Here is a 12,776-nt window from a genome sequence, read left to right as displayed (position 1 = left end):
TGCCTTCCGATCAGGATCCGATGCTTCCACCCTGGGCCAGAGGATGATCAAGCACAATTACGAAATATGTTCATGCCGTGCAGCAACACTTAACGCACTGGTACCGGTTCAGAACAGGGCGGGGACGACAACCAGGATCAGCCAGCACAGAGCCGGCGCGATGGCCACGACGACTCCGGCATTGAGCAGCAACTGGCGATAGAAGCGTGGGCGTTCGATGTTCTGCGCGTTGGCCAGCACGAGCGCACCGTTGGTCGAGAAGGGCGAGACGTCGACGACGGTGGCCGAGATGGCCAGAGCAGCGACGACACCGACGACCGGCAGTGCACCGGTTCCGAGCAAGGGCATGGCCAGCGGAATGACCGCGGCCAGCAGGGCGGTGGAGGACGCGAATGCCGAGGTGATGCCGATGACGTAGCAGAGCACCACAGCCACGATGATCGGAGCGCCGATAGTGATGGCCATCTCGGCGAGATGGTCGATGGTGCCTACCTCCTGCAGGATCGAGATGTAGGTGACCATGCCCGCGACCAGCAGAACCGTCGACCAACTGATGTCTGCGATGGCCTCGTTCTGCTTCTTCAGATCCGTGAATGCAAGCACAGCTCCGGCGGCGATGGCGATGAAGCTGATCGGCAGGTGCAACACCAGAACGAGCACCAGAAGCGCGCCGATGAGGAACAGAGTGAGCTTCTGTACGAACGTGACCGGGGCGGGAGCGTCGACCAGCGTGGTTGTGGTCGGGCGAGTGAGCACCGCAGTGCTGCCGCCTGCCGTGCTGCCACCGCCGGTGCTTCCGGTGCTGCCACCGGTGGGGACGGACGCCCCGATCGGTGATCCGCCCACCGGGCCGCTGCCGGGTGCGGGATCGGTGGATCCTGTTGCGGTGTACTCGAAGCCCTTCATCCGGGCCAGGGCCGCGTAGCCCGTCACTGTGAGAACCGAGAGCAGCAGGTTGATGCCGTAACTGGCGAAGAACAGCGTCCACGGGTCGAGCGCGAGTCCGTTGTTCTCGACGATGTCACGAACCAGAACGCCGGAAACGGAGATCGGGGAGAACGCCCCAGCGTGCGCACCGTTGATCACCATGATGCCCATGACCAGGGGACTCATGCCGGTTCGTGCTGCGAACGCCATGGCTGCAGGCACGATCAATGCGACCGCGGCGGGGCTGAATGTGCCGAGCGCCGTCAAGACCGAGGCGACGAAGAAGAACACCCAGGGCACCACCGTCACCCGACCGTGCACCGCCCTGATGCAACTGTTCACCAGCAGATCGATGGTGCCGTTGCGTTTGGCCATACCGAAGAAGTAGGTGACGCCGACGATGGTCAACACGATCGAGCTGGGGAACTCGTTCAAGATTTCCTTGTCGTCGAATCCCAGCGCGAAGTATCCGACCACGAAGGCACCGATGAATCCGAGGATGCCGATATTGATCGGAAAAAAGGTTGCGATCACGAACATCGCAACCAACGCGATGAGCGGGAGGATCTCGATGGAAGTCATGGGCGTCTTTCGGGTGGCTGGGTAAGTGCTCGGTTACATCCGCACTCGAACGTTGTCCCTGTCACATTATTGACGCGACACTTTTAGGACAATATCGTTTTGCTACCCGGTCGTTTAGCTGAGCTGAAAGATGTGCGCATGAACCACACGTTCGACGTCGTGACGTTGTTCCTTCTGCTCGACATCGCCGAGGCCGGCTCCCTGACCGCAGGTGCCGAGCGAGCGAACATGACTCCCTCGGCAGCGTCCCAACGCATCAGCAAACTCGAACACGGCATCAAACAGCCGGTCCTCACTCGCCTGCCGCGCGGCGTACAGCTCACCGAGGCCGGCGAGATCCTGACCAGCCGGGCCCGCCTGTTTCGCCGCGAGATGCGTGCCGCGAGCGGCGACCTGGAGGCCATCCGGGGCCTCGAACGTGGATCGGTCCGGCTCGGCTCGTTTCCCACGGTCAGTGCGTCGCTGCTCTCCGACGCGTTGAAGGACTATCACTCGCGATGGCCGGGGGTGGACGTTCGTGTTCGGTCGGCCGTTCGACCGCAATTGCTGGACATGCTCCATTCGAGCGAGATCGACCTGGCACTGCTGTGGAGCTACGCCTGGACGGAAGAGGCAGAACGATCGCTGTCACTCGAGCCACTGATGGAAGACCAGACCGTGCTGCTGCTTCCGATAGACGACGATCGCCGGGGACGGGATGTGTCCTTGCACGACCTCCGAGGCGCGCGGTGGATCATTCGGAGCAACGACCACCCGGCAGCGGAGGTTCTCTATCGCAGTTGCCGCGTAGCAGGATTCGAGCCCGACGTCGTGTACGAAGCCCACGACTACCAGGAAATCGAGGCCATGGTGGCCGCAGGCGTCGGCATCGCCATGGTCCCCCAACTGTCGGTGGTCCACCACCGACCCGACGTCACCACCATCGCTTTCCTCGACACCGATCGTGTTCCGACCCGGGTCATATACATCGCCTCACTCGCGCGGCGCCAGTACACCCCGGCTATGTACGCGATCTCGAACGCTTTACGCGGTGCTGCCGAACGCAGTGCGCAGACGCCCGCGGGGTCGGATCGAACAGCTGTCGGCACTGCAGACAAGGATCAAAGAAGTTCCAGCACCAGAGCTCGGTGATCGGACACTTCCGGCGCGGCGACGATCTCGAAGCTTCGTACGGCGGTCGGTGACGACACCAACACGTAGCTGGCACTGCGAATTGCTTTGGTGTAGATGGATGTTCGAGTGTCGGCGTCTCCCACGAGGTCGGTCATCCCATGTTCGGCCAGCAGTGCGAACGTCTCGCTGGTCGGCAGCAGGTTCAGATCGCCACAGAGCACAACGACGTCAACCGACGGACGAACATGCTCGACCATCTCCGCCAATTTCCTGGCCTGCTCCAGCCGAATGGGACTGTCGCCCTTACCTGCTGGATCGCGCAGACCGTGACATTGGATGACGGATACGGACTTACTTGCGACGCGATCCCGAACGGTGACCGTCAGAGCAGCTCGTGGGCGATCGGTCGCGCTCCACTCGGCGTGATCGACGAACCGGGAATGGACGAACCGCGCGTCGAGCCCTACAACGGGAACGTCGTCACGCACCCAGGTCGCGATCCCGAAGTCCTGACGCAATTCGACGCCCTCACCGTCGGTGACAGGTCCGGCGTCGTTGGCGACGAAATACGGCGTGTACCCGGGTAGCACGGCCGACACGTCGTCGAACAGGTTGAGCCGCTGCGGCAGTGTGCGCTCGCCGTCGGCGAACGTCGACCATCCTGACCGATCTGCGGTGCGCGTGACTTCCTGGAGGCAAATGGCCTCCGCGTCAACGGTTTCGAGCCAGGCAACGAGCTCGTCGAACATCGCGCCGCCCCATGCATTGATCGAAATGATCTTCACAGCACGATGATGTCAGACGTGGCGTGACTCGCGCGCTTCATTTTCGGCTGCGCCGAGTGGACCCCTGACTCGACTGCCGGACGGACCGGACGTAACGTCATCGGCAATACGCACTGTCCGTGCGAATAGCGCACCGAAGGAGACGCCGATGCCCGATCCAGATGCGGGAACCATTGCCGAGGTCCAGCTTTTGTACGGCAGACAAAGCCACGCAATCGATTCCGGACGCGCAACGGAATGGGCAGAGACATTCACCGCAGACGGCGTCTTCGATTCACCCAGTTACCCCGAACCCGAGGTCGGTAGCGACCAGCTGACCGCCTTTGCCCAAGGCTTCTTCGACAGCGCGGCCGACGCGAACGAGAGGCGCCGGCACGTCATCACGAACATTGCCGTCGATCTCGTGAGCGTCGATGAACTCGCAGTCGACTGTTACCTCCAGATCATGGCAACACCGCGTGGCGGCGAGACCCGGCTCGTCCGATTCACCTCGGTCCGGGATCGTGTTGTGCGAGTCGATGATCAGTGGCGCATCCAGCACAGGACCGTGTCACGCGACGACGCCTGACACGACCCGTCGTCGCTGACTAGCGCAGCAAACGCCCCAACCGCGCCGCTGCAGCGACGACGGCCGCACCGAGCTGTTCTTCGTCGCCGATCTCGAACACCGACGCACCCAAGCTCGCCATCGCGTCTCCGCGGCGACCCGGCACGACGGCGGACACTCCTCCTACCGATGGAATCACTTCGCCGTGGGTGACCGCGTATCCAACGCTTCGCGCCCGCGCCACTTCCGCACGTTCGCCATCTTCCGGGGGCAAGGACGCGAGCATTGCCAGGCCTGCAGACCCCCGGTCGATCGGGTCGACCTGCCCTCCACGAAATGCCACGTGGACCTTCGCCCCTCGTGGCTCGACAACCATCAAAGCTCTTACTTCCGTTGAATTCTCGCGAACGACGAGATGGACGGTCGCGCCCAGTTGATCCGCCAGTTCTTCGAGTACCGGGCGTGCCACGGTTCGCAGATCCTGCTCGACGGGTTCGGCGAGTGCCACCAGCCCGGCACCGAGGGCAATTCGCTTGAACTCGTCTCGCCGACACAGATGATGAGCCTCGAGCGTGCGAACCAGCCGATGCGCAACGGTGCGGTGCACACCGATCCCGTCGGCGATCTCGGTGATCGACAAGCCGTTCGGATGCTCGGCCAACAGCTCGAGCACGACGAGGCCGTGATGCAGCGTTTTGGACATCCCCGAATCGATGGACACCGTGGTTTTTCCGTCGGTCATGCACTGCCCCCTGTTGACGACTGTGAGGTGGACCACCTACAGTTCGATCTGAATCGCACACTGCGTGCGATTATCGCACATAGTCGAGGTCGGTGCAAACGGACCCGGCCGAGATCTTTTGCACGAGGAGAGCGCCATGAACAACCCCAATCCAGGACGCGTCGTCGATCGCACGATGACTGCGGTGTACCCCGAACTGGCGGGCAAGGTTGCCGTCGTCACCGGGGCCGCCCAGGGCATGGGATCGGTGTTCGCCAAGGGACTTGCGGCGCGCGGCGTACACGTCGTCGGTGCCGACATCAACGACGCCCGGATGAAAGAGACGGCCGAGCAACTGAATACGGAGCTGAGCACCGACTCACTGGTCGAACGACCCGGGACGATCATCGGCGCTCGAGCCGACGTCACCGTCGCCGATGATCACGAGGCTCTCGCCCGGACGGCCCTGGCCGAATTCGGCCGGATCGACTTCTGGATCAACAACGCGGGAATCTTCCCGTTCGCCTACGCCGCGGACATCACCCCCGAGCAGATGGGTGCCACGCTCGGCGTGAACGTCGAAGGCGTTCTGTACGGCTCGCAAGCAGCGGGTCGTCACATGCGCGAAGGCGGCGCGATCGTCAACATGTCCTCGGTATCCGCACTTCGTGTCCGTAAGGGCCGCGGTGCCTACTGCACGTCCAAAGCAGCCGTCGCCCACCTGACGGAATCCCTTGCCGTCGAGTTCGGAGATATCGGTATTCGCGTCAATTCCATTGCACCCGGCTACATCGACACCGAAATGACGCGGTGGGTGCAGGAAGATCCCGAAGCGCTTGCCAAAGCTCTGGATTCGGTTCCTCTGCACAGACTCGGAGCACCGGAAGAAGTCTTCGGGCCTCTTCTGTTCTTGCTGTCGGACAGTGCTCGCTACGTGACCGGGCACAGTATCGCGGTGGACGGCGGGTCGCGTCATGTCTGACACCGATTACGACGTCATCGTCATCGGTGGCGGTGGAGCTGGGCTGGCGGCGGCGGTGACGGCGGCCGAGAACGGTGCGTCCGTGATTCTCTTCGAGGCGCGCAAAGAACTGGGTGGATCGACGGCCCTGTCGGCCGGATTGTTCACCGCCGCAGCGACGAGCGTTCAGCGCGACCTCGGAATCGACGACAGCGCAGAGAAATACTTCCAGCATTACATGGATCTCAACCAGTGGATGCTCAAGCCCGGCCTGATCAGGACCTTCTGCGAGCAGGCCGGACCGACACTGGAGTGGCTTCTCGGACTCGGATTGGACGTTCCCGCAAAGATTTCCGGTAACGCGCATCAACCGGGACTGAGCCAGGCGGGCGTCGAGGACGTCTGGAGGGGTCACGTCCCGAAGGACCAGGGATACGGACTCGTCCAGGTTCTGGACGCAGCGCGCCGCAGGCACGGAATCGAGGTCGTTCTCGACACTCGCGTGCAAGCGCTCCTCACCGAGGGCGACCGGGTCGTGGGAGTCGTAGCCGACGATGTCGAACTCCGTTCTGCAGCAGTCGTCGTGGCCTCCGGTGGTTTCGCCCGAGATCCCGAGCTGGTCGATCTTCATTTTCCGGCAGCCAACCGAGCCGGCTCCGCTGCCTTCGTCGTTGCTGCCGAGGGTAGTCGCGGCGACCACCTGCGCTATGCACCGTCGGTGGACGCGTCCATAACCGGCGACGGGTGGGGACTCATGCTGCCCACCGTCTACTTTCAGCGATACCACCACTGGCAGTCCGGGTTCCCCCCGAAATCACGTATTCACGTCAACGCTGCGGGGCGTCGATTCATGGACGAGGACGCCTCGTACGCCGTCTCGACCGGAATCATCGACGGTCAGGGTGGCTCCGCCTGGATGATCTTCGACGACAACGCTCGACAGAATCTGCCTGCGGGATATGCCGATTGGGCACCCGATCGCATCGAGGACGAGGCAGACGCCGGCCGGACGCTTCGCGCATCCTCCCTCGCGGAGCTGGCCGTACTCATGGCTGTGCCCGCCGCGGCCCTCGATTCCACGGTCGAGCGATGGAACGCGCATCTGCCCCACGGCGAGGACCCCGACTTCCTTCGCCACCGAACACTCGCCAACAAGGGCAGTACGTCGAATCCCGAACCTATCGACACCGCCCCCTTCTATGCCGCACGAATCCTCCCCGCCGAATTGGTCTGCACACATGCAGGTTTGGAGATCGATTCCGATTCCGCCGTGCTCTCGACACGAGGCACCCGCGTACCCGGCCTGTTCGCTGCAGGCGAGGCAGGAGCGGGAGTTCTCGGGCAGCGCTATGTCGGTGGCGGCAACGCTGTGGCCAATGCACTCACCATGGGCCGGATCGCCGGTCGCAACGCCGCCCTCCACTCCGTCGATGCACAGCCACTGACGGCCTGACCACCCTGACCTCGAGGACACCGATGACTACGAACGAACCTGCCGTGCAGCCCGACTCGGACGCACACACACCCGGGACGAACCCGAAGCAATCCCCCCTGACAGTAATCCGTGCCGCCGTCGTCGGAACCGTCGTCGAGTACTACGACTTCGGTATCTACGGCTACATGGCCACCACCATCGCCGCGCTGTTCTTCGTGTCCGACGATCCGACGGCCGCGCTTCTCGGCACGTTCGCCGCGTTCGCCGTCGCCTTCTTCCTGCGAGTTCCGGGCGGCATCTTCTTCGGACACATCGGCGACAAGTACGGCCGAAAGAACGCGCTGTCCTGGACCATCCTGCTGATGGTGATCGCCACCGCCGGAATCGGATTGCTCCCGACGTACGTCACTCTGGGAGTGTGGGCCACCTCGGTTCTCGTCCTGTGCAGATGCCTGCAGGGCTTCGCTGCAGGTGGCGAACTAGGAGGAGCCAACGCGTTCGTATCCGAGTCCGCGCCGACGCGGTGGCGCGCGACCCAGACATCGATGGTCAACACCGGTACCTACATCGGATCGTTGCTCGCCTCGCTGTGCGCACTGGCACTGAACTCGGTGTTCACCGACGAACAGATCCTCTCCTGGGCGTGGCGGATCCCGTTCCTGCTGAGCCTGGTGATCGGCGGTGTCGGCATCTGGATCAGGAACCGCCTGGACGACACCCCTGAATTCAAGGAACTCGAGAACAAGGGAGAGACGAAGAAGCTTCCCCTCTCGGAGCTACTGAGCACGTCCGGCGGCAGTGTCGTGAAGATCATCCTGCTCGGCGCGCTCATCACCGGTGGTTACTACATCGCATCGGTCTACGCGGCCACGTACCTCAGGACCGAGGGCGGCCAGACCTCTCAGGCAGCGTTCCTGTCGACCTCGCTTGCCTTGGTTCTCGGAGTGATCACCCTCCCCATCTCGGGCTACATGGCCGACAGGTACGGCCGAAAGCCCGTGCTGTTCGCAGGCAGCTTCGCAGCCATCGTTCTCGGTGTCCCGATGTTCATGATGATGGCCGGTGGCACTCTGTGGCAGGCCGTCGTCGGGCAGTCGGTGTTGTTCATCGCGGTGTCCGTGGTGAACGGTGCCTCGTACGTGACCTACGTGGAAATGCTCAAGACCTCGGTGCGGTACACGGGCCTGGCCCTGGGCAACAACACCACCAACATGTTGCTCGGTGGCACAGCACCTTTCATCGCCACGTACCTGATCTCGCTCACCGGAAATCCGCTCGCACCCGCCGGCTACTTCGTCTTCTGCGCCGTCATCACCTTCGCCACGGTCTTCTTCGTGACCGAGACGAAGGGCACCGAACTGAAAACAGAGTGAGAGGCCCTCGCATGAACTTCGAGAACAAGACGATCGTGGTGACCGGCGCGGGCAGCGGCATGGGCCGAGTCGAATCGGAAATCCTGGCGGCCCGGGGAGCCAAGGTGTGGGTCACCGATATCTCGACGGCCACAGGCGAAGCCGTCGTGGCCGACATCCTCGATGCGGGCGGCCGGGCAGAGTTCTTCCAGCTCGATGTCACCGCACCGCAATCGTGGACGGCGCTGGCGAAGGCAATCGAGTCAACGGACGGTCACCTCGACGGACTGGTGAACAACGCCGGGGTCAGCCACCGAGCGGGTATCGAGGACACGACCGTCGACGACTGGCACCGCGTCATGAACATCAATCTGAGCTCGGTGTTCTACGGTATGAAATCCTGTGCGCCACTTCTGAAACAAGGTGGCGGCGGTTCGATCGTCAACGTGTCCTCCATCGCCGGGATGCTCGGCTACTTCGCGGCAGGATACGGTGCCAGCAAATGGGGAGTGCGTGGTCTGTCCAAGGTGGGCGCGCTCGAATTCGCCGAGTACGGGGTCCGAGTCAATTCGATCCACCCCGGTCTGGTCGATACTCCCCTACTGCATTCCGGCTCATCGGCTTTCGTGGAGACCAGTCTGCAATCGGTACCCGCGGGGCGCGTCGCGGACGCCGAAGAGATCGCAGAATCGGTCGCGTTCCTGCTGTCGGATTCATCGCGGTACATCACCGGCACCGAAATCGTCATCGACGGTGGACTGACGTCGGGCGGCATCTATCACCGCATCACCGACGAGTTGAAGGCCACCATTTGACACCTGCCACGCCGCGGCCGCTGTGCGCGCAGCATCGCCCACACTTCGGGTCCTCCGTCGGGGAGTTGCACAGACGCGGTCACCCGGAATCCCAACCCTTCGTACAAGGCGAGGTTCGCTGTCGACGACGTCTCCAGGTAGGCCGGACAACCGTGCTCGCGGGCCTGCTGAAGACCGGGTTCGAGGACGGCGCGCCCCAAGCCCTGCCCTTGCACGGATGGATCGACGCCTACCGTCGCCAACAGCCACACCGACTCCGACGGCTTCAACGATTCGGTGGCTTCGTCTGCTCTTCGCGCGATATCGATGCGGTTACCATGCAATTGCTCGATGCGTTCGGCGACGGACTCGAATGCGTCTACTACGCCAACCGAAGACGGGGTGAGCCATACCGCCACCGCCGCAACATCATCGGAGACCCACACTCGGCCGCATCGCAAGCCGATCGTATCGAGATAGATGCGTTGCAGCGATGTCACCCGCTCGTGGTGATCATCGGCCGCGACGGTGTGCCGAGTGAACGGATAGTCCGAGAAAGCAAGGCCCAGTGACTCGGCAGCACGGTCCACGTCTGCCGGAACTGCAGGACGAATTGTCGGTTTCGCATTCACATGCGACAACTCTGGCTACAACCCGATGGGTTGCATCGATGCGCCGTCCCACGCGCCGTTGAAGAGCCGAAGTATGTCTCGGGCCCTGTGCTGTGTCTCCACCGGAACGCCAGGTTGCCTCCCCTTCACCTCGCATGTATCAAGGTGTGGCGATGGAACCCATGCCACCGGTCGACTACGTGGAGCAGTCGACTTCGGGAGCCGAAAAGCGCAAGCAGCGTTGGTGGCGCGTGTTTTTCGGATGCATGGTGATCTATCAGTTCATTGCCTTCGTCGTGTAAACGTCGGGTTCTGGTGGGTGGCTCTGACGAGTGTTGCCCTGTGCGGATTGTACGAACTCCTGTGGGCCGTGCTCAACCGCTCCAACTCCCGCAGGAGGTAGCCGTTGCGTACGGCCGATCGAATTGCAGGAAGTCAGCGCTTGGATCGCTCGCCGATCACGGACGCGGCTGCCCCGACGACGAATACGAGCGCCGTCAGCAGGATGTTCGACCACAAGCTGAAGCGGCTGTCGAATGTAAGCGTTTGTGGCACAAGATTCTCCACGTTGTGGAGATTCGACACCAGACTCGCCGCGACGGCCGCGACTCCTACTGCGACCACTCCTCGCGACCGCAGAGCAACGCCCCAGACCAACACCGCTACCGACATGGTCAACAGCGGAAGAAGTCCACGAATCGTCAAGTTGCCCATGTAGAACAGCAGTCCGCCCTGCACGACAACGACCGTGGCAACGCACAATCCAACACTGGCCGCGAGCCAGACACGAACGCGCAGTTCGGTGCCCGATCTACGTTCACTCCATGTGCTGTAGAGAGCGACTGCCCCGATGCACACCGGCAGTGCAATCAGCCAATAGAGACCCGCTGCCGGTGATGCGAGATACGCAGATCCGCCGAACCACATCGGACTCGATACCGACTCCCCGGAACCGAACGGCTGCCGAACGTAGAACGGCAGCGCGCCGATGAACGTCACCGCGATGATCAACAGCGGGACGGACAACCGCGCGGGCACGGCATGCGGTCGAGGATCGGCCCCGACCCCGCCCAGCCGACCGCGTTCTCTCGAGATTCTGTCCGGTCGATCGCTCACGCGCCCTCCCTCGAAGGTCTCAGCAAACCCTACGCCCGGTTTGTTTCGATTGTCCAAGTATCTGCCGAGTCGGCCGCACACGCCGCGCACAACGACAGAGCCCCGAACCGCATCGCTGCAGTTCGGGCCTCGTCGTCCCTACGCCGAAGGGATTGAGATCTCGAGCGGCCCCTAAGCCACCCTGTCTTTCTTGCGGTGAGGTGGCGGGTTCAGAATCATCGGATCGTTACTGAGGTCCCGGTACAACGAGACACACAGCCCGATCATGACGACCACGAAGGGTGCCGCTGCAATGATGGTCATCGTTTGGAGGCCGTTGAGCGCGTCGGAGCCTCCGGTCCACAGGATGATCGCCGCCGTTGCGCCGGTCAACGTGCCCCAGAACACCACAACCCACTTGCTCGGCTCGAGCGTTCCGCGCTGCGACAGCGATCCCATCACCATCGACGCGGCGTCGGCACCGGACACGAAGAAGATACCGACGAGCACCATGACGAGAACGGTCGAAATGCCGAACAGGGGCAGGTTTTCGAGCATTCCGAACAGCTGCGACTCGGTGCTGTCGCGGGTCGCGAGGTCGATGCCGTCCTGCTGTTCACCGATACCGGCACCGCCGAAGATCGCGAACCACACCAGTGACACAGCACTCGGGATCAGGATGACACCGACGATGAATTCACGAATGGTGCGGCCACGGCTGATGCGCGCCAGGAACATTCCGACGAACGGGGTCCACGAGATCCACCACGCCCAGTAGAAGATGGTCCACGACGAGAGCCACGAAGCCGTCTCGGGATCCGAGTTCGCCGCCGACCGGGCGGACATGTCGAACAGTTGAGACGCGTAGTCGCCGATACTCGTCGGAATGATGTTGAGGATGAACACAGTCGGGCCGACGACGAACACGAAGATGGCAAGGACCAACGCAAGCACCATGTTGGTGTTGGAGAGCCACTGAATACCCTTGGAGACGCCGGACACCGCCGATGCCACGAACGCCAGCGTCAACAACGCGACGATGGCGACGAGCAACAGTGTGCCGCTCTCACCGATCCAGCCGACCACCTCGAATCCGGAACCGATTTGCAGCGCACCGAGTCCCAGCGATGCTGCAGTACCGAACAGCGTCGCGAAGATGGCCAGGATGTCGATGATCTTGCCGATCGGGCCTTCGGCGCGGCGACCTATCAAAGGAATGAACGCAGAGCTGATGAGTTGCTTGCGACCGCGGCGATACGTGCCGTACGCGATGGCCAGGCCCATCACCGCGTAAATGGACCACGGGTGCAAACTCCAATGGAACATGGTGGTGGCCATGGCAGTTCCGACGCCACCGCCCGTTCCCGGAGGCGGTGTGACGAAGTGAGTCAGTGGCTCGGAGACACCGTAGAACATCAGGCCGATGCCCATGCCTGCACTGAACATCATCGCGATCCAGCTGACGGTCTTGAATTCGGGCTTCTCGCCGTCTGCACCCAGCGGGATACGTCCGAACTTGGACACCGCCAGATAAAGCGAGAAGATCACGAACCCGGTGGCGGCGAGGATGAAGAGCCAGCCGAGGTTGGTCACGAGCCAGTTCAGTGTCGAGGACGAGACGGACTCGAGATTGTCCGGCACCACCAGGCCCCACACGATGATGGCAACCACAACGACGGCTGCAACACCGAAGACCACTCTGTCGAGTCGAGGCGGGCGGATGGCGGAGGTCGACGTCCCGTTCTGCCCGGCGTCGACCTCGTGACGGTCAGGGTCGGAAGAGCCGACCGGGATGTGAGTTCGGGAAGTCATAGATGCCCAGGTAACGCCGTATTTCGTCCGTTGGCAACTCG

The 12,776-nt window shown here is 62.6% G+C and carries 13 protein-coding genes; 7 read left to right on the top strand and 6 right to left on the bottom strand.

The window, feature by feature from the left end; all coding sequences use genetic code 11:
* Positions 1-108: 108 nt before the first annotated feature.
* Positions 109-1,509, bottom strand: a complete 1,401-nt coding sequence (locus CH276_RS23810; protein WP_094631911.1) for an SLC13 family permease — start codon at positions 1,507-1,509, stop codon at positions 109-111.
* 138 nt (positions 1,510-1,647) lie between these two features.
* Here CH276_RS23810 and CH276_RS23805 point away from each other — a divergent pair, with 138 nt between their 5' ends.
* The gene (locus CH276_RS23805; RefSeq protein ID WP_094632169.1) at positions 1,648-2,640 is read left to right on the top strand and encodes a LysR family transcriptional regulator; all 993 of its coding nucleotides are present in this window, start codon (positions 1,648-1,650) and stop codon (positions 2,638-2,640) included.
* On the opposite strand, the gene CH276_RS23800 is transcribed toward CH276_RS23805, so the two are convergent.
* Positions 2,610-3,407: an endonuclease/exonuclease/phosphatase family protein gene (locus CH276_RS23800; RefSeq protein ID WP_094631910.1), complete on the bottom strand. Its 798-nt coding sequence runs from the start codon at positions 3,405-3,407 to the stop codon at positions 2,610-2,612. The two genes, CH276_RS23805 and CH276_RS23800, sit on opposite strands and share 31 nt — an antisense overlap.
* A 148-nt stretch (positions 3,408-3,555) precedes the next feature.
* Here CH276_RS23800 and CH276_RS23795 point away from each other — a divergent pair, with 148 nt between their 5' ends.
* Positions 3,556-3,975 (top strand): nuclear transport factor 2 family protein, encoded by a 420-nt coding sequence (locus tag CH276_RS23795; protein ID WP_094631909.1) that lies wholly within the window; start codon positions 3,556-3,558, stop codon positions 3,973-3,975.
* Positions 3,976-3,994: 19 nt separating this feature from the next.
* Here the strand turns inward: CH276_RS23795 and CH276_RS23790 are convergent, their stop codons facing one another.
* Positions 3,995-4,657: an IclR family transcriptional regulator gene (locus CH276_RS23790; RefSeq protein WP_176459432.1), complete on the bottom strand. Its 663-nt coding sequence runs from the start codon at positions 4,655-4,657 to the stop codon at positions 3,995-3,997.
* Positions 4,658-4,832: 175 nt separating this feature from the next.
* Between CH276_RS23790 and CH276_RS23785 the strand changes: the two genes are divergently transcribed.
* From CH276_RS23785 to CH276_RS23770, 4 genes are read left to right on the top strand one after another with little or no spacing between them, the layout of a single operon-like run.
* Entirely contained in the window at positions 4,833-5,657 is an 825-nt protein-coding gene (locus CH276_RS23785; protein ID WP_254924417.1) for an SDR family NAD(P)-dependent oxidoreductase, read from the top strand.
* Positions 5,650-7,089, top strand: a complete 1,440-nt coding sequence (locus CH276_RS23780; RefSeq protein ID WP_094631908.1) for an FAD-dependent oxidoreductase — start codon at positions 5,650-5,652, stop codon at positions 7,087-7,089. The genes CH276_RS23785 and CH276_RS23780 overlap by 8 nt, the downstream gene beginning before the upstream one ends.
* 23 nt (positions 7,090-7,112) lie before the next feature.
* The gene (locus CH276_RS23775; protein ID WP_045198060.1) at positions 7,113-8,444 is read left to right on the top strand and encodes an MFS transporter; all 1,332 of its coding nucleotides are present in this window, start codon (positions 7,113-7,115) and stop codon (positions 8,442-8,444) included.
* Between the two features lie 11 nt (positions 8,445-8,455).
* Positions 8,456-9,238 (top strand): SDR family NAD(P)-dependent oxidoreductase, encoded by a 783-nt coding sequence (locus tag CH276_RS23770; protein ID WP_094631907.1) that lies wholly within the window; start codon positions 8,456-8,458, stop codon positions 9,236-9,238.
* On the opposite strand, the gene CH276_RS23765 is transcribed toward CH276_RS23770, so the two are convergent.
* Entirely contained in the window at positions 9,202-9,849 is a 648-nt protein-coding gene (locus CH276_RS23765; protein ID WP_094631906.1) for a GNAT family N-acetyltransferase, read from the bottom strand. The genes CH276_RS23770 and CH276_RS23765 overlap by 37 nt on opposite strands.
* 152 nt (positions 9,850-10,001) lie before the next feature.
* Between CH276_RS23765 and CH276_RS29110 the strand changes: the two genes are divergently transcribed.
* Positions 10,002-10,130: a hypothetical protein gene (locus tag CH276_RS29110; protein ID WP_254924416.1), complete on the top strand. Its 129-nt coding sequence runs from the start codon at positions 10,002-10,004 to the stop codon at positions 10,128-10,130.
* A gap of 133 nt (positions 10,131-10,263) precedes the next feature.
* Here the strand turns inward: CH276_RS29110 and CH276_RS23760 are convergent, their stop codons facing one another.
* Both CH276_RS23760 and CH276_RS23755 read right to left on the bottom strand, forming a co-directional pair.
* Positions 10,264-10,944 (bottom strand): hypothetical protein, encoded by a 681-nt coding sequence (locus tag CH276_RS23760; protein WP_094631905.1) that lies wholly within the window; start codon positions 10,942-10,944, stop codon positions 10,264-10,266.
* A gap of 171 nt (positions 10,945-11,115) precedes the next feature.
* Complete coding sequence (locus CH276_RS23755; protein ID WP_094631904.1) at positions 11,116-12,735, bottom strand: BCCT family transporter; 1,620 nt, start codon at positions 12,733-12,735, stop codon at positions 11,116-11,118.
* Between the last annotated feature and the right edge of the window lie 41 nt (positions 12,736-12,776).

Source organism: Rhodococcus sp. 06-470-2, from assembly GCF_002258235.1.
Classification (GTDB): domain Bacteria; phylum Actinomycetota; class Actinomycetes; order Mycobacteriales; family Mycobacteriaceae; genus Rhodococcoides.
Note: the sequence above shows the minus strand (reverse complement) of the source record. Positions and strands in the feature narration are given on the sequence as shown.

Excerpts from the sequence above, each read along its gene's own strand:
- CH276_RS23810 (WP_094631911.1), bottom strand. The coding sequence starts at position 1,509 with ATGACTTCCATCGAGATCCTCCCGCTCATCGCGTTGGTTGCGATGTTC.
- CH276_RS23775 (WP_045198060.1), top strand. The coding sequence starts at position 7,113 with ATGACTACGAACGAACCTGCCGTGCAGCCCGACTCGGACGCACACACA.
- CH276_RS29110 (WP_254924416.1), top strand. The coding sequence starts at position 10,002 with ATGGAACCCATGCCACCGGTCGACTACGTGGAGCAGTCGACTTCGGGA.
- CH276_RS23805 (WP_094632169.1), top strand. The coding sequence starts at position 1,648 with ATGAACCACACGTTCGACGTCGTGACGTTGTTCCTTCTGCTCGACATC.
- CH276_RS23785 (WP_254924417.1), top strand. The coding sequence starts at position 4,833 with ATGAACAACCCCAATCCAGGACGCGTCGTCGATCGCACGATGACTGCG.
- CH276_RS23795 (WP_094631909.1), top strand. The coding sequence starts at position 3,556 with ATGCCCGATCCAGATGCGGGAACCATTGCCGAGGTCCAGCTTTTGTAC.
- CH276_RS23780 (WP_094631908.1), top strand. The coding sequence starts at position 5,650 with ATGTCTGACACCGATTACGACGTCATCGTCATCGGTGGCGGTGGAGCT.
- CH276_RS23770 (WP_094631907.1), top strand. The coding sequence starts at position 8,456 with ATGAACTTCGAGAACAAGACGATCGTGGTGACCGGCGCGGGCAGCGGC.
- CH276_RS23755 (WP_094631904.1), bottom strand. The coding sequence starts at position 12,735 with ATGACTTCCCGAACTCACATCCCGGTCGGCTCTTCCGACCCTGACCGT.
- CH276_RS23790 (WP_176459432.1), bottom strand. The coding sequence starts at position 4,657 with ATGTCCAAAACGCTGCATCACGGCCTCGTCGTGCTCGAGCTGTTGGCC.